The organism is Salmonella sp. SAL04213 (genome assembly GCF_046550535.1).
Classification (GTDB): Bacteria; Pseudomonadota; Gammaproteobacteria; order Enterobacterales; family Enterobacteriaceae; genus Salmonella; species Salmonella enterica.
Genome location: NZ_JBGDXS010000003.1, coordinates 459,492 through 479,581, shown reverse-complemented (window position 1 = coordinate 479,581; position 20,090 = coordinate 459,492). Strand labels below are relative to the sequence as shown.

The 20,090-nt window shown below is 54.1% G+C and carries 18 protein-coding genes; 4 read left to right on the top strand and 14 right to left on the bottom strand.

All coding sequences use genetic code 11. From position 1 onward, the window contains the following. Positions 1 to 147: 147 nt before the first annotated feature. Complete coding sequence (gene degP / locus ACLJPQ_RS11675) at positions 148 to 1,575, bottom strand: serine endoprotease DegP (protein WP_000753958.1); 1,428 nt, start codon at positions 1,573 to 1,575, stop codon at positions 148 to 150. 129 nt (positions 1,576 to 1,704) lie between these two features. Then, the gene (gene dgt, locus ACLJPQ_RS11670) at positions 1,705 to 3,222 is read right to left on the bottom strand and encodes a dGTPase (protein ID WP_000146455.1); all 1,518 of its coding nucleotides are present in this window, start codon (positions 3,220 to 3,222) and stop codon (positions 1,705 to 1,707) included. An 84-nt stretch (positions 3,223 to 3,306) separates the two neighbouring features. Here dgt and mtnN point away from each other — a divergent pair, with 84 nt between their 5' ends. Genes mtnN through ACLJPQ_RS11655 form a run of 3 tightly spaced genes read left to right on the top strand, consistent with a single transcriptional unit; the run spans position 3,307 to position 5,458 of the window. Further along, a complete protein-coding gene (mtnN, locus tag ACLJPQ_RS11665; protein WP_000689822.1) occupies positions 3,307 to 4,005 on the top strand; it encodes a 5'-methylthioadenosine/S-adenosylhomocysteine nucleosidase in 699 nt (232 codons plus the stop codon). Continuing rightward, positions 3,998 to 4,798 (top strand): vitamin B12 ABC transporter substrate-binding protein BtuF, encoded by an 801-nt coding sequence (gene btuF, locus ACLJPQ_RS11660; protein ID WP_001118838.1) that lies wholly within the window; start codon positions 3,998 to 4,000, stop codon positions 4,796 to 4,798. The genes mtnN and btuF overlap by 8 nt, the downstream gene beginning before the upstream one ends. 36 nt (positions 4,799 to 4,834) lie before the next feature. Continuing rightward, a complete protein-coding gene (locus tag ACLJPQ_RS11655; protein ID WP_000964234.1) occupies positions 4,835 to 5,458 on the top strand; it encodes a TRIC cation channel family protein in 624 nt (207 codons plus the stop codon). 100 nt (positions 5,459 to 5,558) lie between these two features. Here the strand turns inward: ACLJPQ_RS11655 and erpA are convergent, their stop codons facing one another. Next, the gene (erpA, locus tag ACLJPQ_RS11650) at positions 5,559 to 5,903 is read right to left on the bottom strand and encodes an iron-sulfur cluster insertion protein ErpA (protein ID WP_001278668.1); all 345 of its coding nucleotides are present in this window, start codon (positions 5,901 to 5,903) and stop codon (positions 5,559 to 5,561) included. A gap of 81 nt (positions 5,904 to 5,984) precedes the next feature. Next, entirely contained in the window at positions 5,985 to 7,406 is a 1,422-nt protein-coding gene (gene clcA / locus ACLJPQ_RS11645; protein WP_410967605.1) for a H(+)/Cl(-) exchange transporter ClcA, read from the bottom strand. A 169-nt stretch (positions 7,407 to 7,575) separates the two neighbouring features. On the opposite strand from clcA, the gene hemL reads away from it, so the two are divergent. Then, on the top strand, positions 7,576 to 8,856 hold the full coding sequence (hemL, locus tag ACLJPQ_RS11640) for a glutamate-1-semialdehyde 2,1-aminomutase (RefSeq protein ID WP_080184974.1): 1,281 nt from the start codon (positions 7,576 to 7,578) through the stop codon (positions 8,854 to 8,856). Between the two features lie 98 nt (positions 8,857 to 8,954). Here the strand turns inward: hemL and stfH are convergent, their stop codons facing one another. The 10 genes from stfH to fhuC form a co-directional block, all read right to left on the bottom strand. Then, on the bottom strand, positions 8,955 to 9,797 hold the full coding sequence (stfH, locus tag ACLJPQ_RS11635) for a fimbrial adhesin StfH (protein WP_001747688.1): 843 nt from the start codon (positions 9,795 to 9,797) through the stop codon (positions 8,955 to 8,957). Then, positions 9,797 to 10,327: a fimbrial protein gene (locus tag ACLJPQ_RS11630; protein WP_001129319.1), complete on the bottom strand. Its 531-nt coding sequence runs from the start codon at positions 10,325 to 10,327 to the stop codon at positions 9,797 to 9,799. The genes stfH and ACLJPQ_RS11630 overlap by 1 nt, the downstream gene beginning before the upstream one ends. Further along, positions 10,327 to 10,803 (bottom strand): fimbrial minor subunit StfF, encoded by a 477-nt coding sequence (stfF, locus tag ACLJPQ_RS11625; protein WP_000737993.1) that lies wholly within the window; start codon positions 10,801 to 10,803, stop codon positions 10,327 to 10,329. Before stfF ends, ACLJPQ_RS11630 begins: the two co-directional genes overlap by 1 nt. Then, complete coding sequence (locus ACLJPQ_RS11620; RefSeq protein WP_001250313.1) at positions 10,800 to 11,312, bottom strand: fimbrial protein; 513 nt, start codon at positions 11,310 to 11,312, stop codon at positions 10,800 to 10,802. Before ACLJPQ_RS11620 ends, stfF begins: the two co-directional genes overlap by 4 nt. Before the next feature lie 18 nt (positions 11,313 to 11,330). Continuing rightward, complete coding sequence (stfD, locus tag ACLJPQ_RS11615; RefSeq protein ID WP_080184975.1) at positions 11,331 to 12,083, bottom strand: fimbrial chaperone StfD; 753 nt, start codon at positions 12,081 to 12,083, stop codon at positions 11,331 to 11,333. A 17-nt stretch (positions 12,084 to 12,100) separates the two neighbouring features. After that, entirely contained in the window at positions 12,101 to 14,758 is a 2,658-nt protein-coding gene (locus tag ACLJPQ_RS11610; protein WP_080184976.1) for an outer membrane usher protein, read from the bottom strand. Between the two features lie 85 nt (positions 14,759 to 14,843). Further along, positions 14,844 to 15,404 (bottom strand): fimbrial major subunit StfA, encoded by a 561-nt coding sequence (gene stfA, locus ACLJPQ_RS11605; protein WP_001090554.1) that lies wholly within the window; start codon positions 15,402 to 15,404, stop codon positions 14,844 to 14,846. A gap of 939 nt (positions 15,405 to 16,343) precedes the next feature. Further along, complete coding sequence (gene fhuB, locus ACLJPQ_RS11600; protein WP_109161209.1) at positions 16,344 to 18,383, bottom strand: Fe(3+)-hydroxamate ABC transporter permease FhuB; 2,040 nt, start codon at positions 18,381 to 18,383, stop codon at positions 16,344 to 16,346. A gap of 14 nt (positions 18,384 to 18,397) precedes the next feature. Further along, complete coding sequence (gene fhuD, locus ACLJPQ_RS11595; protein WP_080184977.1) at positions 18,398 to 19,288, bottom strand: Fe(3+)-hydroxamate ABC transporter substrate-binding protein FhuD; 891 nt, start codon at positions 19,286 to 19,288, stop codon at positions 18,398 to 18,400. Beyond that, the gene (gene fhuC / locus ACLJPQ_RS11590; RefSeq protein WP_010835135.1) at positions 19,288 to 20,085 is read right to left on the bottom strand and encodes a Fe3+-hydroxamate ABC transporter ATP-binding protein FhuC; all 798 of its coding nucleotides are present in this window, start codon (positions 20,083 to 20,085) and stop codon (positions 19,288 to 19,290) included. The genes fhuD and fhuC overlap by 1 nt, the downstream gene beginning before the upstream one ends. Positions 20,086 to 20,090: the final 5 nt, after the last annotated feature.

Below are 20,090 nucleotides of genomic sequence, written 5' to 3'. Positions count from 1 at the left end.
CCTCCTGTGAGCAGAGCACAAGCATAAGGAAGATGACAGGTCTCGACATTGTGCAAATGCACAAAACGGTGCAAATAAGTATGGAGTTGTGGGGGGTTTCACAGAAAAGTGTTGCCCCCTTCCATGGAGGAAGGGGGACAAAGGTGATTACTGCATCAGCAAATAAATAGAACTATCACCACGCTGAATATTCAGCGCCAGAACCGACGGTTTGCTGTCGAGAATCTTACGCAGCTCGGCGATATTTTTCACCGGCTGCTGGTTAGCGCCGATAATGACATCGCCTTTTTTGAGGCCAATTTGCGCGGCGGGTGAATTCGCTTTCACGCTGCTCACCACAACGCCTTTATCCTGGCCTTTATTGCTCATTTCAGCGCCTTCAATCCCGCTGAAGATGGTGCTGGAATCAACCTGACTCTGGCTGCTCTGCTGCAGTTCCAGATTAACCGTAATCGCTTTACCTTCACGCAGCAGACCGAGGCTGATTTTGCTGCCGACCGGCATAGTGCCGACCTGAGCGCGCAGCGCCGCAAAGCTGCTGATCGGTTTACCGTTCAGCGAGGTAATGACATCCCCGGCTTTGATACCCGCTTTCGCCGCGGACGAATTCGGCATCACCTGGCTGACGAACGCGCCACGCTGGGCGTCGACTTTCATCGCTTTCGCCAATTCGGAATTCAGCTCAGTCCCCATGATCCCCAGTTCGCCGCGTTTCACCTGGCCGTATTCCACCATCTGCGACGTCAGGTTTTTCACCATGTTACTGGGGATAGCGAAGCCGATACCGATGTTGCCGCCGTCCGGCGCCAGAATCGCGGTGTTAATACCGATCAGCTCACCGTTCAGGTTCACCAGCGCGCCGCCGGAGTTACCGCGGTTAATCGCGGCGTCGGTCTGAATAAAGTTCTCATAATTTTCTACGTTCAGGCCGCTACGCCCCAGCGCCGAAACGATACCTGACGTCACCGTTTCGCCCAGACCAAACGGGTTACCAATAGCGACGGTATAATCCCCCACGCGCAGCGCGTCGGAGTCCGCCAGCTTAATCGCCGTCAGGTTCTTCGGATTCTGAATTTGAATCAGCGCGATATCAGAACGCGGATCTTTGCCTACCACTTTAGCATCGAATTTACGCCCATCGCTAAGCTGTACTTTAATCACGCTGGCGTTATCAACCACGTGGTTGTTGGTGACGACGTAGCCCTTCGCGGCGTCAATAATTACGCCGGAGCCCAGCGCCATGAATTTCTGTTGTTGACCGCCGTTGCCGCCGTTACCGCCGCCCTGGCAGAACGGAGAATTCTGGAACGGAGAACCGTCCTGGCAGAACGGGGAGTCATCGCCAAAGAACTGCTGGAAATTACGCGGCATACGCGGCGTATTCACCGTGGTGCTACCTTCTACATTAATACTGACCACCGATGGCATCACTTTTTCGAGCATCGGTGCCAGGCTTGGCATCTGCTGGGCAGTCATTGCTGAAGAGGACGTTTCAGCCGCCGTGGCAGACAGAGGCGACAATGCCAAACCTAAACTCAGAGCCAGTGCACTCATTGCTAATGTGGTTTTTTTCATGTGTTTCAATCTCGATTAACAGGTAACGCAAAATTGCTGTGTACGTCAGATTCATTTTATAACGCGAAGTTCCGGAACAAAGTTTCTGGAAAAAGTAAAAATTTATTGTCCATCTTTACAAAAGTCCATTTACTGTTCGACCGCCATCAAACGCCGATATTCATCCCATGCGTAAAGGTCAGTCATCCCGCTGATATAATCCTGAATCAACCGACAGCGATAATAATATTCCAGTACCGGGTACTCCGCCGAATCCGTGGGTAATTTACTGACGACTTCCACGTAGGCCAAACGATGGCGCGTAGAAAGTTTCTGAAATAAGCGCGATTCTATGGGGAAGCGTTTCAACCGTTCTTTTTCCACCAGCTCGCGAAAGTCGTTAAGCGACAGGCTTAATAGCGGCTGATAGATATCTAATAACCCGCTGATCACCCGGTATCCCTGTAGTTCAAGCTGTTCTACATCCGGATGGCTAAACACATGTTCAACCGCCACATTCTTATAGAGTTCAAGCAGGCGGCTAAAACCGCTGGCATCTTCCAGCAGCGCCTGATTGAAGGTACCGGCAAAAATCTGCGGCAAATTATCAATAAAACGCTGAGCGGCATAGGGCACCAGTTTATTTAATGTATTTACCCGTAAATACATAAAAAACTGATCTTCGGTACTGCGGCTTAATGTATTGGCGCGTGATTTTTCCCACGCATTTCCTACCACCAGCTCAAACAGCGAATCCTTCTCATGGTGGCCCCACGCGTGATATAAATGGTGATAAAGCTGCTCAACGCTAAAGATTCTTTTCTCTACCGCGTCTTCAAGATCGGCGACACAATAAGAAATATCATCTGCGGCTTCCATAATCCACGTTAATGGAAAGCGACTGTAAGGCGCTAACTGAAGTTCTTTACGTAACCTCGCAATATACTTCTCTTCAGAAAGATAATAGCCCGGTTTCTTCATTAAATAGCGATGGGAATCCGGCACCGGCCCTCGCCACCATGCCGGACGGGTATATTTTAAAATTCCGCCAACCTGCGCCCAGGTAAGATTCATCCGCATGAGCGTATGCACCAGACGAATTCCCTGTGCATTGCCTTCAAAATGGCAGATATCCTGACGTACCTTGCGGCGAATATCGTTCAGGTTTTCTTCGCCTTCCTGTAACCGTAGCGAGGAAACCACACAGCGATCATGCGTGAGCGGCTGACTTTCCGCATCTTCCGGATGCAGCCGCTGACGAAACCAGTCATTGATCGCCGCCTCGCCAAAATGACCGAACGGCGGATTACCGATGTCGTGCATCAGGCAGGCCATTTCCACAATACTTTCAAAGGGACCGGTCAGCGTATCCAGACCGTACTCCTCCAGTCGGTTTTGCTCTTTCAGGCGGCTTAAAATCTCTTTCGCGATATAACGCCCTACCTGCTGCACCTCCATCGAATGCGTCAGGCGAGTACGCACCGCGGCATTGCGCTCCAGCGGGAAAACCTGCGTTTTTTGCTGCAAACGGCGTATAGCCGGAGAGTTGATAATCCGCCCGCGATCGCTTTCAAAAATCCGCAGGATCTCATGTTCCGTCTTTACGCCCTGCGGTGAACGATAACGACGATGCCAGTTAATTTTATTTCGGAAATCGATCGATGCCATATCCTCTCCCCGCCTGAGAAATGCGCTTCCCCATAAGCGCATGATAAACTATGCCCCCAAAACTGACTTATCGCGAGTAAATCTATGAAAATCGGCATCATTGGCGCAATGGAAGAAGAAGTTACGCTGCTGCGTGACAAAATTGACAACCGTCAGACGATTACGCTGGGCGGCTGCGAAATTTACACTGGCCAGTTGAACGGCACCGAAGTGGCGTTGCTGAAATCCGGTATCGGTAAAGTCGCGGCGGCGCTGGGCGCAACGTTGCTTCTGGAGCATTGCAAGCCGGACGTGATCATCAATACCGGTTCCGCAGGCGGTCTGGCGTCCACGCTGAAGGTCGGCGATATCGTCGTCTCTGACGAAGCGCGTTACCACGACGCTGATGTGACCGCTTTCGGCTATGAATACGGGCAATTACCGGGCTGTCCGGCCGGATTTAAGGCCGATGACAAACTGATCGCCGCCGCGGAATCCTGCATCAGGGAGTTGAATCTGAACGCGGTACGCGGCCTTATTGTTAGCGGCGACGCGTTTATTAACGGCTCCGTCGGGCTGGCGAAAATTCGGCATAACTTCCCCGACGCGGTCGCCGTAGAGATGGAAGCCACCGCTATCGCCCACGTCTGCTATAACTTCAACGTGCCGTTCGTGGTGGTACGCGCTATTTCTGACGTGGCCGATCAGCAATCGCACCTCAGCTTTGACGAATTCCTCGCGGTGGCGGCGAAACAGTCAACTCTGATGGTCGAAACGCTGGTACAGAAACTGGCGCATGGCTAAGCAAATGTTCAGGGCGCTGGTCGCCCTGCTGCTTACGCTCCCGGTGTGGCTTTACGCTGCGCCGCGCGTCATTACCCTCTCTCCCGCCAATACGGAGCTCGCTTTTGCCGCCGGGATTACGCCCGTTGGCGTCAGCAGCTATTCCGACTACCCGCCCGAAGCGCAAAAAATAGAACAGGTCTCTACCTGGCAGGGAATGAATCTGGAACGCATTGTGGCGCTGAAGCCGGATCTGGTCGTCGCCTGGCGCGGCGGTAATGCGGAACGCCAGGTAAACCAACTGACGTCATTAGGTATTAAGGTCATGTGGGTGGACGCGGTAAGCATCGAACAGATCGCCGACACGCTCCGTCAACTGGCCGCCTGGAGCCCGCAGCCGGAAAAGGCTCAGCAGGCAGCGCAGACATTGCTAAACGAGTACGCCGCACTCAACGCCGAGTATGCCGGTAAAGCTAAAAAGCGCGTCTTTCTTCAGTTTGGCATGAATCCTCTGTTTACCAGTGGTAAAGGGTCTATTCAACATCAGGTTTTGACGACCTGCGGCGGAGAAAACGTCTTTGCTGACAGCCGCGTGCCGTGGCCGCAAGTCAGCCGTGAACAGGTGCTGGCAAGGCATCCCCAGGCCATTATCGTGGCCGGAAAAGCGGGCGAAATTCTCAAAATTGAACAATACTGGGGAAACCTGTTAAAAATTCCGGTTATTCCGCTTAACAGCGACTGGTTTGAACGCGCAAGCCCGCGTATTATCCTCGCCGCAAAACAACTCTGTAATGCGCTTTCACAGGTGAATTAGAGCCTGTCTTACCAGGCTCCCAGTGGGGATTCGACAATGCTCGTCTATTGGCTGGATATTGTAGGCACGGCTGTATTTGCTATCTCTGGCGTGTTACTGGCCGGGAAATTACGTATGGACCCGTTCGGCGTCCTGGTGCTCGGCGTCGTTACTGCCGTCGGCGGCGGGACAATCCGCGATATGGCGCTGGATAACGGCCCGGTATTCTGGGTTAAAGATCCTACCGATCTGGTCGTCGCCATGGTCACCAGTATGCTGACCATCCTGCTGGTTCGCCAGCCAAGACGTCTGCCGAAATGGATGTTGCCGGTACTGGATGCGGTCGGGCTGGCGGTGTTTGTCGGCATTGGGGTGAATAAAGCCTTCCTCGCTGAAACGGGGCCATTAGTGGCTGTCTGTATGGGCGTGATTACCGGCGTCGGCGGCGGGATTATTCGCGATGTTCTGGCACGCGAGATCCCCATGATCCTACGCACCGAAATCTATGCCACGGCCTGTATTATCGGCGGGATTGTTCACGCTACCGCGTTTTATACGTTTTCAGTACCGCTGGAAAGCGCCAGCATGATGGGTATGGTCGTCACGCTGTTCATTCGGCTGGCGGCCATTCGCTGGCATTTGAAATTGCCGACGTTTGCACTGGATGAAAACGGACGTTGATATTGTTTTGCCCGATGGCGCTACGCTTATCGGGCCTGGAACATCTTTCCTGTCGGCCGGATAAGACGCTCGCGTCGCCATCCGGCACAACGAACAACAATCAAATGCTGAAGGAAGAGCCACACCCGCAGGTACTTTTCGCATTCGGGTTGGTTACAATGAAGCGGGAACCTTCCAGGCCTTCGGTATAATCGACCGAACCACCCACCAGATACTGCAAACTCATCGGGTCAACCACCAGGCCAACGCCCTGTTTTTCGATGGTCATATCCCCTTCGTTAACCTGATCGTCAAAGGTAAAACCATACTGGAAGCCGCTACAACCACCGCCGGTGATATACACGCGCAATTTCAGATTCGGGTTATCTTCGTCAGCGATAAGGCTTTTTACTTTATTCGCTGCTGCGTCGGTAAACTGCAGCGGCAGCGCTACGTCATCACTCATATTTTGCTCCAAACGACATCGGTAATTGGATAAATTTTCACCCAATATTGGCAGTCATTATCTAATACCCTGGTAATTCGTTCAAGTATTCTCGCCCGCAGGCGCATTCTGGTTTTTCGCCGCCTGTTCCGCATCCTGCTTCGCCAGAGTGCGCGCCAGGATGGTTGAGTATAACGGTTTCCCGCCCAAAAACTGGGCTAATAGTGTCGCGCCAAGACAGGTGATAATCATTGGCAAAATGAGCTGGTAGTTATCAGTCATCTCCAGCACCAGCACAATCCCCGTCAGCGGGGCGCGCACCGACGCCGCCATCAGCGCCCCCATCCCGGCAATCGCAAAGGTACCGGCCTCCAGGTGATACTGCGGGAAAAGCACTGCCGCCGCCATACCGAAGGCCGTACCAAGCAGCGTTCCCAGCGCCAGCATCGGGGCGAAAATGCCCCCCGGCGCGCCGGAAGAAAAGCAAAGCAGCGTCGTGACCACCCGGGCAATAAAGATGAACAGCAGTAGCCCGACGCTAAAATTACCTGCCGCGGCGATAGGAATAAGGTTAAATCCGCCGCCTGCCGCTTCCGGCTCAATCAACCCCAGAATACCGCACAGGCCGCCGATCGCGCCGCCCATAAGCACCCATTTTTTAATTTCGCCGCCATGAAAGCGCTGAAACATATCCTGGGTACGCAGCACCAGCGAATTAAATACCGGCCCGACGCAGCCAAAAATAATGCCGAGGATAAGGTATAACCACAGCGTGTTAACCGGCACATCAGACAGTTTGCCGACTTCAATAATTGGCGCTTCGCCGTTAAATATGCGGAACACAATGCTCGACATGATGACGCCGGTAAACACCGCTTTAATCGAAATCAGGTTGTAGCGAAACTGCGGGCGCATCTCTTCAATAATAAACAGGATACCCGCCAGCGGCGCGTTAAACGCCGCAGAGAGCCCCGCCGCCGCGCCGGTCGCCAGCAACGTATGCCGCGCTTCGGCGCTGCGCATACGAAAAACATCCAGCACCATGCGCCCCAGGTTGCCCCCGATTTGCACCGTTGGCCCTTCGCGCCCTAATACCATTCCTGCGCCCAACGTTCCCATCCCGCCGATAAACTTCACCGGCAACACGCGCCACCAGCGCACCGGACGTAGCTCCTCCAGCGCACCTTCAATTTCCGGGATACCCGAGCCGCCGGCTTCCGGCGCAAATTTTCGCACCAAAAAGTAGCCGACCATCGCCAGTAACGCCGAAAGGATAAAGGCCAGCGGCCAAAGCAAAAACGCATGGTCCGCGACCTGAACCAGCGCGCCAATGCGCATGTTTTGTACCCAGGAAACGGCCTTTTCAAAGGCGACGCCAACCAGTCCGGTAAGCGTGCCGACAACGGCCGCCATGAACAGAATGGCCAGCGGCGTTTTATCCCGCTGCATTAACCGGCGAATCTGATCTCTGCGCCGTAAACGCACAATTTGCTGAGCTAAAAAGGTGGAAGTGTCTGTTTTCATCAGAAGATCATTAATTGGTAATACAAATCTAAAGTCGGCATTCTACTCGCCAACGCCGCGAAAATCCCCTGCAAATCGTATTGTTTCAAATGCGTAAAACTTTCATAACCTTCTCTGAATAACTTAGAATAGCGGGTATTCACTTTTTCTACGAACCAGGAATCTTTCCATGAGTAAGTCTGAAAATCTCTATAGCGCGGCCCGCGAGCTGATCCCCGGCGGCGTGAACTCCCCTGTTCGCGCCTTCACTGGCGTGGGCGGCACCCCGCTGTTTATCGAAAAAGCGGACGGCGCGTATCTTTATGATGTCGATGGCAAAGCGTATATCGACTATGTCGGTTCCTGGGGGCCAATGGTACTGGGGCATAACCATCCGGCTATCCGCAATGCGGTGATCGAAGCTGCGGAGCGCGGTTTAAGCTTCGGCGCGCCAACCGAGATGGAAGTGAAAATGGCGGAACTGGTCACCAACCTGGTGCCGACCATGGACATGGTGCGCATGGTGAACTCCGGCACCGAAGCGACCATGAGCGCTATTCGCCTGGCGCGTGGTTTTACTGGCCGCGATAAGATTATCAAATTCGAAGGCTGCTACCACGGCCACGCCGACTGCCTGCTGGTCAAAGCCGGTTCTGGCGCGCTGACGCTTGGTCAGCCGAACTCGCCGGGCGTGCCGGCAGATTTCGCGAAACATACGCTGACCTGCACTTATAACGATCTGGCGTCAGTACGCGCGGCGTTTGAACAATATCCGCAGGAAATCGCCTGTATCATCGTCGAACCCGTGGCGGGCAATATGAACTGCGTCCCGCCGCTGCCGGAATTCCTGCCCGGCCTGCGCGCCTTGTGCGATGAGTTCGGCGCGCTGCTGATTATCGACGAAGTGATGACCGGTTTTCGCGTAGCACTGGCCGGAGCCCAGGATTACTACGGCGTCGTGCCTGACCTGACCTGTCTGGGTAAAATCATCGGCGGCGGGATGCCGGTAGGCGCGTTTGGCGGTCGTCGCGATGTAATGGATGCGCTGGCGCCGACGGGCCCGGTTTACCAGGCGGGCACCCTTTCCGGCAACCCGATTGCGATGGCGGCCGGTTTCGCCTGCCTGAATGAAGTTGCCCAGCCCGGCATTCATGAAACGCTGGATGAGCTCACCACCCGCCTGGCGGAAGGGCTGTGCGAAGCGGCGCAGGAGGCGGGGATCCCACTGGTCGTCAACCATGTCGGCGGCATGTTCGGGATTTTCTTCACCGACGCTGAGAGCGTAACCTGCTATCAGGACGTGATGGCGTGCGACGTGGAACGCTTTAAGCGTTTCTTCCACCTGATGCTGGAGGAAGGCGTGTATCTGGCGCCATCGGCGTTTGAGGCGGGCTTTATGTCGGTCGCACACAGCATGGACGACATTAATAATACTATTGACGCCGCGCGTCGGGTGTTTGCGACGCTGTAAAAGAGAACGTCCAGAAACAACGTAGGCCGGGTAAGGCGAAGCCGCCACCCGGCTTTTTATTGGTTCATCGCAGGTTAGCCTGAACCGCACCAGACACCCTAAAGCTCATCAATAATATACTGGAAGCTACAGGTCGACGTGAACTGCCCGGAGCCAATGTTGCGGGTGTTCACCGCCACATTAATGTCATGAAGCTCAACATCGGTTATCGGATGATCAACGGCGCTGGTCGTGACGCTCGACTGGTCGCAGCCCAGCACATTGAGCGTAATACCCGATGAGACAAAACGGCAATAAGCGCCACGGTCGTCAAATTTGCTGCCATCGCAAAGTTTCCCCCCCTCCATCAAATAGGTATGTAACGTGCGATTCACCGTGCCACCGGTGGCATCAAGCATGAGGGTTGTTTTCTGTTTCGAAACGTTCGCATCCCAGGAGATATCAAAAGTATCAACGGGAACTTTCGGGCAAACTGAACTGCGCGTATCCGGCGGGGAATACGTTTCGCCAGAGATACCATCAGCAGCAGTGACACGACTCGTTGCCAGCCAGGGGCAACCATAGTCATCGCTTTGTACCGTAATATCCACGGTAAAAGAGCCACAATCGTGCCAACTCGCTGGCATATTCTGGCAACTGGAGCGCGCAACGCTGTTATCGAAATCGCGTAACACAACCGTCGGCGCGGGCTCTGGCCCCGACCAGGATTGTAAGGGTACCGGACGATTTTTAAAAACCCCTCCTAGCTGCCAGGTGCCATAGTATACTCCGTCATGTGTATCCACCATCACATTCAGCAGAATCGAGCGATCGAAGGTACTCGGACCTATGCCGTAATAGAGCGTGGTACTTGAAAACGTCGCTTTCAGCATGGGTTTAGCCACTACCGAACTGCCATAAACGGCAATCAGCAGCAAAAATAAAGTCCGTATTATTTTCATCATAAATACTCAAATGTAACTAGTGCGCTTGCGAAGAACGTTCCCGGAACCAGATCTTCGCCAGGAAGACGTTGTACCCAGGCATTCAGGCTTAGCGCGTTATTCCCCGTCACCAGCGTGAATATCGCCCCCTCTTCATCGTTCATGCCCACGGGAACGCCGGATAGCGTTTCAATACCAATCCCGATCCCGGAAGCGCCTGAATGGCTATCGATGGCCAGGATACCGCGCATTCCGGTCGCTTCGGTTCCAGTGAAAGTCACCTGCACCCCGTTACTCAGCGCCGAATCGCAATCCGTGAGCTCAAACACCAGAGGCTTACGAGCAGACTGGCCGTCGGGAGTGAAATCAGAACTGTCAAGCGACGAAAAATCGACTTCGGCAATCCCCGTCCCCTGCATCGTGAGCGTGCAAGGACTGGCCACCAGGCTACCGGAAAAATGCAGATTATCTGCCGCTGAGACCGGCAATATCAGCGCCCCACAGAGGATGCAGGCCGCGCCGTGTAATAACGCCTGTCTTTTAGCCATTACTGATAATCCACCTGTAATGTTGCCGTCGCATCGAAGCCGCCTTCTTTCAGCGAAGCACCGCTCTTTTTAACCGGTATGGCTTTCAGAACAGGTATCGACTGTTCATTCACCGTAATGGTGGACCCCAACGTAAAGGGTTGGTCGTTCTGCCTGAGTTCAATCCCCAGCCCCGCCACGCTGGTGTTTACCGCCGCCGGATTAAAATCACTCACGGAACCGCTTAGCGTCAGGGTCATCGCCATCGTCTCATCGCGTACCGTTGAATCACAGGTGATCTCATACGGAACATTCTGCGCATAACGCGTACCATCTATTTTATTAATCAGCAGGTTACCGAACTCAACGTCGATCGTCTGATCATTGTTAATCGTACAATTCGGCGGTGAAATTAATGTGCCGTGAAACTTAAGGTTCTCAGCCGACTGCGCGGCAAAACTGCTGCTTATTAACACTATCAAAGCCATTTTTTTCATTGGTAATCCACCACCAACGTGGCGCCTGCGTTAAACGCGCCACCTGTTAACGTTACGCCATTATTTTTGACGGGAATTGCCTCAATGGCCGGACCGCTGCCGCCGCTGTATTGAAATGACAACCATTGCGTATTGCCGGGTGAAATCAGCGCGCCATCCGTGGCGGTTTGCAGTCGGATACCCAATCCATCGACATCGGTTTGCAATACCGACTCGCCATTGATAGTCACCGCATTCCCCTGAATCTGTAACTTCAGGTAATCGCTCACTCTGCCGTTACAGCTCAGGCGATAGCCCACCGCCTGCCGGTAATTCACTCCGTCCACTTTCGTCGTCAACACATTGCCAAATTCCACCTCACCGCCGGTCACAGTACAGGGCGGCGCGGCATTAACGACTATCGTCAGCGTCATGTTGACCGTCTTACTTCCTGCTGCCAGCGGCATACTGACCGCACTCAGCATGGCCGCACACGTTACCGTGCCCAGCCGTAACCGCCATTGCCTCATCTTGCGTCTCCTTGTCGGTTACGACTTTCTGCTTTTTGCTTCATCTACCGCACAACTGTTGTCAGTACAGTTAAAAATCAGCGGTAACCGCGCGCCATAATCGTTGACGTAAGTCAGCACAGGCGAGTGACCTAATTCACTGGCGTCCCCTCCCAGCGTCACGTTGCTTTTTGGTGCAATCACTAATGGGCTAAAGCCTCTGGCCGGTGTGCCGTCCATGCGGTTGCTGGCGTTGCTTAACACCACGTAGTAACCGGTCGGATTGCTCACCTGATAGCCATTGCCCTGACGCTGAAGGGTGATCTTGTATTGCCATGGATGCTGCATATCGATTTTCGATAGCGCCTGCGGACGGTAAAAAACTTTGATGCGCGTTTGCAGGGCGATTTGCAGCGTATTGGGCTTGTCGCTTTGCGGCGGAATTTCGCGCACGTTGTAATAAAAAAGGGTTTCCCGATCCTGGGGGAGCGACGCCAGCGCCGGCATCCCCTGAATTTTGACCTGTCCGATTGCCGACGGCTCAATGCGCTGGACCGGTGGGACGACGATTAAAGGTGAGGTGATTTTGACGCCCTTCTCATCTTCCACCCAGGACTGCGCCAGATAGGGCAGTTTGCTGTTGGCGTTTTTCAGATCGACGCTTATCGATTTATCTTCGCCGCGAAACACCAGGCGGGTGCGATCGGGCGCGATGGCGGCCTGAGCGCTACCGTAGCCGTCCAGCAAAAGCAGCAAAACAGCGGCCAGGTTATAACGTTTTAATGGCATCATGAATGCGATTTCCTGAATCAATGTGTTGGATAACGAGAAGAGAGCGCTTCGGGTTGCGTTGAAGACGTCAGCCGCTGCGTATGAAGCTGGAGTAATGGTTTCTCTTCGGGCTGCGTTGCCTTAGGTGATGAAGCGTCGCCGATGCACGGCAGCAACAGGCCGCTAAACAGATCGCCCGGCAACGGATCGGGCAACGCCGCTTCACACTGCGTTTTACCTTCCCATGTCACCTGCAACCGCTCGCCGGGGTTAATGCCGATCAGATAAACGCTGCCGTCTTCACCTACGATCCCTAACTGTTGCTGGCGACTGTTGTAAACCTCCGCGCCGAAGGGCGGCGTGCCGCCATCGCGCAGGCGGATACTGGCCATGGCTTTTTTACCGCTGAGCACCTCCAGGCGGCGATAACCGATCGCCCCTTCCGTCAGGGTCGCCTGAGCGATGGAGAGGGTTGCTTCCGTGTCTTCCGGCAACTGGGTAATGTCGATTTTCACCTGGTTGCGGTAGTAGTCGTTGACGTCGACAATGACGGCTTTACCAAACGCGTTGGTATATACCGGCGTGCTGTAGCCGGAGATGGGTACGTTCGCTTCATCGCCGACATCCACCATCAGCCGCGAGCCGCCGTTGACGCTGGTACGGTGCAGCGCCCCGCCTTTAGCAGTCAGCGTCGCGCCGCCCTGGATGTTCAGCCCGCCGGAGGTATAGTCGCCTTCCTGATAGTTCGCACTGACGTCAATGTCGGCATAGCTCGCTTGATGACGGTAATAGCCGTCGAGAGTCGCACCGTTATCCGCGCGGCCAGCGTTGATCTGGTAGTTATTGCGATCGTCAATGCGCTCGTAATAGCCGACCTGATTACTGTTGTTGTCATCGCTAAAGGAGCCGTTGTAGCTCAGCGTGCGGTTGTTGCCCCACGGAATACTGAGCGAGACGTACACGCCGTCATCACGCTCATTGTCATATTCGTTGCGAAAACCGTTCACCGACAGACTGATCCCGCGCACCTCGCCGACATCGAAATAGTGCGACAGCGTCAGGTTATAGCTGTCCTGGTTGGGTTGATTCCAGTAGGTGCGATGGGTGTAGTTGATATAGGCGTTGACGTTTATTGCCGAAAAGTTCTGGCTGTACGTCAGGGTATACATCTCTTTATCGTGGCCGGTACGCTGACGATCGTTATCGTCATTATGCGTATCGATAAACTCGTCCATCGTCATGTAGTTTTCTTCGGAAAAGCGATAACCAGCAAACGTCAGACGGCTGTCTATATCATCAAAATCTTTAGCGTAGCTGGCACGGAACGAGTTACCCTGAATGGCGCCGTCGCCGTAGGCGCTACCCTCTGGCAGCGTCGCACGGGAATGGGTGACATCGACGGAAAACGCGCCCAGCAGCGCCAGATCGCGCCCCAGTCCTAACGCCAGCGCCTGATAATCCTGCTCGCCGATGGCGCCGCCGTACAGCGACCAGCCGTTAGCGATCCCCCAGGAGGCTTCGGCTGAAGTGAAAAAGCCGCCTTCCATATTGTGATCCCAGTCCTGCGGTCGCCCGGCTGCTAACTTGTAGCGCACCTGGCCGGGACGGGTCAGAAACGGAATGGAGGCGGTGCTGACGTCATATTCCTGCACCTGACCGCTTTGTTCTTCAATTTTGACGTGTAGATCGCCGGATACCGTTTCATTAATATCCTGAATGCGAAACGGCCCAGCCGGGACCTGCGACTCATAAATCACCCGCCCGCGCTGGGTCACGGTAACTTTGGCGTTGGTGCGCGCCACGCCTGATATATCCGGGGCGTAGCCGCGCAGATTAGGCGGTAACATCTGATCGTCGGTAATAAGGCTGCCGCCAACATAGTTAAAGCCGTCGAAAATATCGGATTCCAGCGATCCTTCGCCCAGCGTTAGCTGTGCCCGGAGCTGCGGGATCGCCCGCCAGGCGTAATAGCGGTTCCAGTCCCAGTTCTGTTCGGAACTGGAGCCAAAGTTGTCTTTATCTTCGCTGTCATTTTCGTGACGATAGTTAGCCTGCCAGTCCGCGCGCAAACGCCACGCGCCGAGGTTGGCACCCACCGTGCCGTTGCCGCTGATGTCATATTCATCGCCGTCATCATGTTCAGCATGTCGCCACTGGCTGTTAACGTTGTAGTCAAATAACACGCCGGGAATCCCTTCATCCCAGCGGGAAGGTGGATCCCACTCTTCATCGCTGTATTCCAGATAGGCCTGCGGAATAATCACCGTCAGCGTTGACTGGCTTAAATCCGTTTGGGTTTCCATCCCTTCCAGTTGATCTGGTTGCAGACACTGACCGGCATTTATCCAGATCATTTTATCTGCTATTTCAGGTTTTAACCCCAGCAGCGATACCAGTTCAGGCGATAAACAGGGATAGGTGTTATCAGAATCGTTATTATCAACGGAATACGTAATAATATTATCCTGGGCAATTTGACTCTGATTGACCAGCACCTGAAGATGATAGCTCCCCGGCATAATGTAGCCTTTACGGGAAAAACGGGAGAGATCCAGGCTGGCATCATCTTTAACATCAAGAAATCGGGTATTAAATTGAATGGGCGCTTCCGCGTAGCTATTTTCCGGACCGACAGCCAGAACAATACCCACCACGGCCGCAAGCGTGCTCAGACGAAATTTTTTATAGTGAGCCATCAGACAATCTATCCCTGAAATATATAATCTATTTTTTTACTTTGAGCATTATCCTGCGGCAGACTGCCGCAGGATGATATTTCACTTACAGATAGCTGATCGTGAAGTTTACGGTGCTGCTGAATTCGCCGGTATCGATAGTGGTGGCAGCGGAATCGCCTTTCACCCAGGCTTTGAAGTTAAGAGTCTGTTTCGCCGCCGCAACGCTGCCGTTCATCGTCAGGTTTTCGCTGTAAGCGTCGCCCAATTTGATCGCGGAACCCAGGTGGTTGCCGATGACAATGCTGGAACCCGCCATTTCGCCGCCGCCGATGCGCATCAGCGCAACGCTGCCCGGATTAGCGCTGGATTCGTTACCGATGGCAGAGAAAACGGTAGACGCTTCTTTCTCAGTGGTGAATGCGCAGTTTTCCAGACCGATATGGAAATCGACTTTTGAAGATTCTTTACCGCCCATCAGAGAACCGGTACCGATATGGCCCAGGTTAACGGTCTGGTGTTCGTCGCCAACCACGATTGAACACGGTGAATCTTCAATAGTACCGGTAAAAGTCACCGTACCAGTATTACTGCCCGCAGCATTGGCAAAGCTGGAAACACCCATAACCAGTGCGGCAGCAACCGCAGCTTTTACTGCTGTATTCATTTTTCATCCTTATTAAAAGTTGGTGAGTATTTTTACGCTATTCACACGGAGCTATACTCAATACCCCATGTTTATATGGGTAGATATATATTATATGACGAGTTATGAAATTCCCGATGCAACATTCAAAAGAAGCAAACAACACGTTAATAAATAACATCCCTTAGGCGCGACAAAGTATTTTCCATTAAAAACCCAAAGACAAGTGTTTTTTATTTAAAGGATCATCAGCATTAAATAATAAATATTTTTTACCGTTCAAAAAACAAACAAAGCAAGCAAGACGGGAGAGCCAAAAAAACAATAAACATGTCAAAATGAATAAAAAAAGATCAGAATTACAGTACTGAATGTATAGCAATGACGCATAAGATTTATTTTTGGTATAAATTCCATTAAAAAAATCAAAAAATGCTAAGTTACATTTTTTTTGTTTACTCGTGGCAATTAATTTATTTTAATAGAGTCGTTTTTTATTACTTCGATAAAAAAATAATATTTTATTATCGAAGTTTTATAATGAAAACTTATTATTAAATTAAAATTGATTTACGAGATGCATTAAAGATGCGGCATCCACATCTTAATATTTAAAAAGGCTTAATACCGAAACCGGTAATTCTTATTATTGGATAGATCATGCCGCAATTTATCATCAACGTTTCGGGCCTGGATATGTTGAAATTAGTCACCCTGTTCAGGAGACAGCGGCGCGCCACTGAAATAGCACATGACTTATCGATACAGAAATAACCCCTGCTTCTTGCTGAACATACAAGCAGAGTTCCCTCGATAAAACGTGACAGGACAGCTTTCGCACGCTGATAGCGTTCAGCTATTTTTAGGTCTACAAAATATTGCCACAACATATTGATATTGTGTAATTTGTAGGTCGGGTTGAGCATGGCTGCCACCCGACATAAATGTGGCACAGCTTTTTTACCGGCTCTGTTTACGTAGCAAATAGATAAAGTACGGCGCGCCAATAAAGCTTGAAAGCAGTCCCGCCGGGATCTGATACGGAAATAGCGCCATCCTGCCGCACCAGTCGGCAAAGACCAGTAGAACGCCCCCTGCCAGCGCCGAGATGACCATATGCGGCATCGTCCGGCGAAAACCAAGCATCCGCGCAATATGCGGCGCCATCAGTCCAACGAAACTCAGCGGCCCAATGGTCATCGTCGCAGTTGCCGTCAAACAAGCCGCCAGCGCCAGCAGCGCGATACGCGATGGCGTAAGCGCCATGCCCACCGCGCGCGCGGCATCGCCGCCCAGAGGCAAAATCGTTAACCAGCGGCGACACAACGGCACAATTGCCAGCAAAATCACCATCACGATCGCGGTTCGCGTAACCTGCCCGCCAGTGGCGTTATAGGTAGATCCTGCGATCCAGGTCAACACTTCCGCCATCCGCGGGTCGCCGCTCGCCTGGAGCATCATTAGCAGCATGGTAAACGCGGTGCTGAGCGCCATCCCCGCCAGCAACATCCGTTGCGGCGAGAAACCGCCGCGCCCGGCGGCTATCATAATAATCAGCAGTGTCGCCGCCGCGCCCAGGCTTCCGGCGGGCAGTAGCCAACCGAAGGCATTCCCCGGCACCAAAAACAGCATCAACACCACGCCAAACGCGGCTCCGGAACTGATCCCCAGCACTTCCGGACTGGCCATTGGATTACCGGTCAGACGCTGAATAATGCAGCCCGCCACCGCCAGCATGACGCCCGCCATTAACGCCGCCAGTATCCGCGGCCAGCGCCACGGCATCAGTTCTTCAAGCAGCGTTCCGCTCGCCCACGTCCAGCCGTGCGCGTCGCGACCAAAAGAGAGCGCGACCCATGTTGCCAGCAGCAGGAGCGCGCCACCGGCAACGGCAAAAGCGAGGACATGCCGACGTTCCGCCGCCACACGATCGCTGGCGTTCATATCCGGCGCGCTCATGCTTTTAAGCCGCGGCAGCAGCCACAGGAGCAGCGGCGCGCCGATTAACGCCGTCACTGACCCGGTGGAAACCTCCATCCATACGCGGGTGAGCCAAAGGATAATCTGATCGGATAGCCACAAAATAAGCGCCCCAATGAGCGGCGCCAGCATCAGGCGCGCCAGCAGACGTCTTGCGCCAAGCATTTTCGCCAGCAGCGGCGCAAACAGGCCGATAAAACCGATAATGCCCACCGCGTTGACCAGCAGAGCGCTCAACACAATCGCCAGCGACAGCGCCGCCAGACGCGCTAACGACAGCGCCAGACCCAGATTACGCGCAACGCCGTCATCCAGCCCCATCAGCGTCATCGGGCGTAACAACAATAACGTGAGCATCACACCGCCCAGCAACTGCGGCCACAGACGCTGCACGCCGCTCCAGTCGGTTTGCGTTAGCGTTCCGGTGCTCCATAAAAACATGCTTTGCAACTGATCGTGGTGGAAAATCACCAGTAACTGGTTGATTGCGCCACAGTAAAGGCTGACCACCAGCCCGGCGAGGATTAGGGTTACCGGCGACAGGCGTTTGCCCCACGCCACGCCGAACACCAGCGCGCCGACAATGCAGGCTCCCGTCAGGGCGGCAAACTGTGTGGTCAGCGCGCCGGGAATCGCCCATAGCGTAGTCACCGTGATCCCCAATTGCGCGCCGGTCGCCACGCCCAGCGTGGTCGGTTCCGCCAGCGGGTTACGCAATACTTGCTGGAACAGGACGCCTACCAGCCCAAGTCCCGCGCCCACCAGCAGCGAAATCGCCAGTCTTGGCAGCAGGCTGTAATGAAAAATCATCTGCTCAATGATGTCGATATCCGGTGACCAGATAGCCTGTTGCCACTGGCTGCGCGGTAGCGCAACGGAGAAGTTAACCCATGTCAGCCAGCAGGCGGCAACAAACAGCGCCAATAACAGCAACGCCGGATGGCGGCTTCGCCTTATCCGGCCTACAAAGCACCCGAACCGTAGGTCGGATAAGGCGTTTTTCGCGCCGCCATCCGGCATTTCACGTTTTCTGCTCACGCTTTGCCTCCCAACACGTTATTCAGGATGCGGACAAAGTGCATCGTGGAGAGGGTCGCGCCATAGAACCAAACGGCGGGCACCCGATGAAAACGCCCGGCGCGGACAAACGGCATGGCCTGCCACAGCGGCGTTGCCATCAGCGCGTTCATATCGGTGCTATTCCCGTGATCGAAGCAGATCACATCCGCTTCTTTATACATCGCCAGCCGATCGAGGCTGACCGCCGTACTGCCCCAAAAGTTGGTTTCCCCCTGCCAGGCATTGACAATGCCATACTCGTCCAGCACCTCCTGGAACAAGCAATTCGGGCCGAGCACCAGCATATGCCGCGGTTCGATAAGCGTCGTCATCAGTAACGGACGCCCCCCGCGGCGGATAAAATGCGGCTTCTGGCTGGCGATGAAGCGATCGTATTGCGCCAGATGTTTTTCTGCCGCAGCTTCCAGATTCAGCGTCTGCGCCAGTTCAACCAGCGATCGTCGGGCTATCGCCAGCGGCTTTTTGCCGTCGCTAAAATCGAACCCGCGCCCCGGCGCGATCCGTGCCAGTTTCTCCGGCGAGGGTCCGTAACCTGCCGACCAGACCATAAACGACGGCTTCATCTCCGTCAGTAGTTCGAGATTGGGTTCAGTGCGAAGACCCACATCAATCACCGAATCCGGCAACGGCGGTTCGCTAACCCACAGCTTATAATTTGGCACGTCCGCCACGCCATAAGGCGTAATACCGAGCGCCAGCAGCAGCTCAACCGGCAGCCACTCCAGCGCCACAATCCGGCGGGGATCGATAGCGGCAGCCTGCGCCGTATTCATTTGCCAAAGTAGCGGCGAGAGCGCCATCGCCGTTAATAAACGGCGGCGAGTAAGAGGATATAAATCACGCATTAATACACAAAACTCACAGGTGCCGCGCCCGCCGGATGCGGAAGGATACCCATCGGGATACCGTAAATCTTCTCCAGCGTGTCACTGCGCATCAGTTCCGCAGGCGTTCCTTGCGCAATCATTTCACCGCCGCGTAGCGCGACTAAATAATCACAGTAGCGGGCCGCCATGTTGATATCGTGCAGCACCGCAACCACCGTCAGCCCACGCTGCTGGCTTAAGCGATGCACCAGCGCCAGCACGTCAACCTGATGGGCGATATCCAGCGCTGACGTCGGCTCATCCAGCAGCAGACAACGGCTGTCCTGCGCGACCAGCATGGCAATCCACGCGCGCTGGCGCTCGCCGCCGGAAAGACTGTCTACCAGACGATGCGCCAGCGGTTTTAAGCCGACCAGCGTAATCGCCTCGTCTACTTTTTCCCGGTCCGCGACGCCAAAGCGTCCCAACGCGCCGTGCCACGGATAGCGGCCAATCGCCACCAGTTCGCGCACCGTCATTCCTTCCGCCTGCGGCAATTGTTGAGGCAGATAGGCAACTTTGCGGGCAAACGCCTTGCTGCTCCAGCTCGCCAGCGGCTGATTGTCGAGCAGAATATCCCCTTCGGAAGGCAGCTGATGGCGGCCCAGCATTTTTAACAGCGTGGATTTACCGGAACCATTATGGCCAATAAGTCCGGTGACGCGACCTGCGGGAAACGTTAACGAGAGGGGGTGTAAAAGCGTGCGGCCCGGCACACGAAAGGCGACGCTTCGCAGCGCAAAGGTGGTATCGGAATGAATGTGGTTTTCCTGCATCGCAG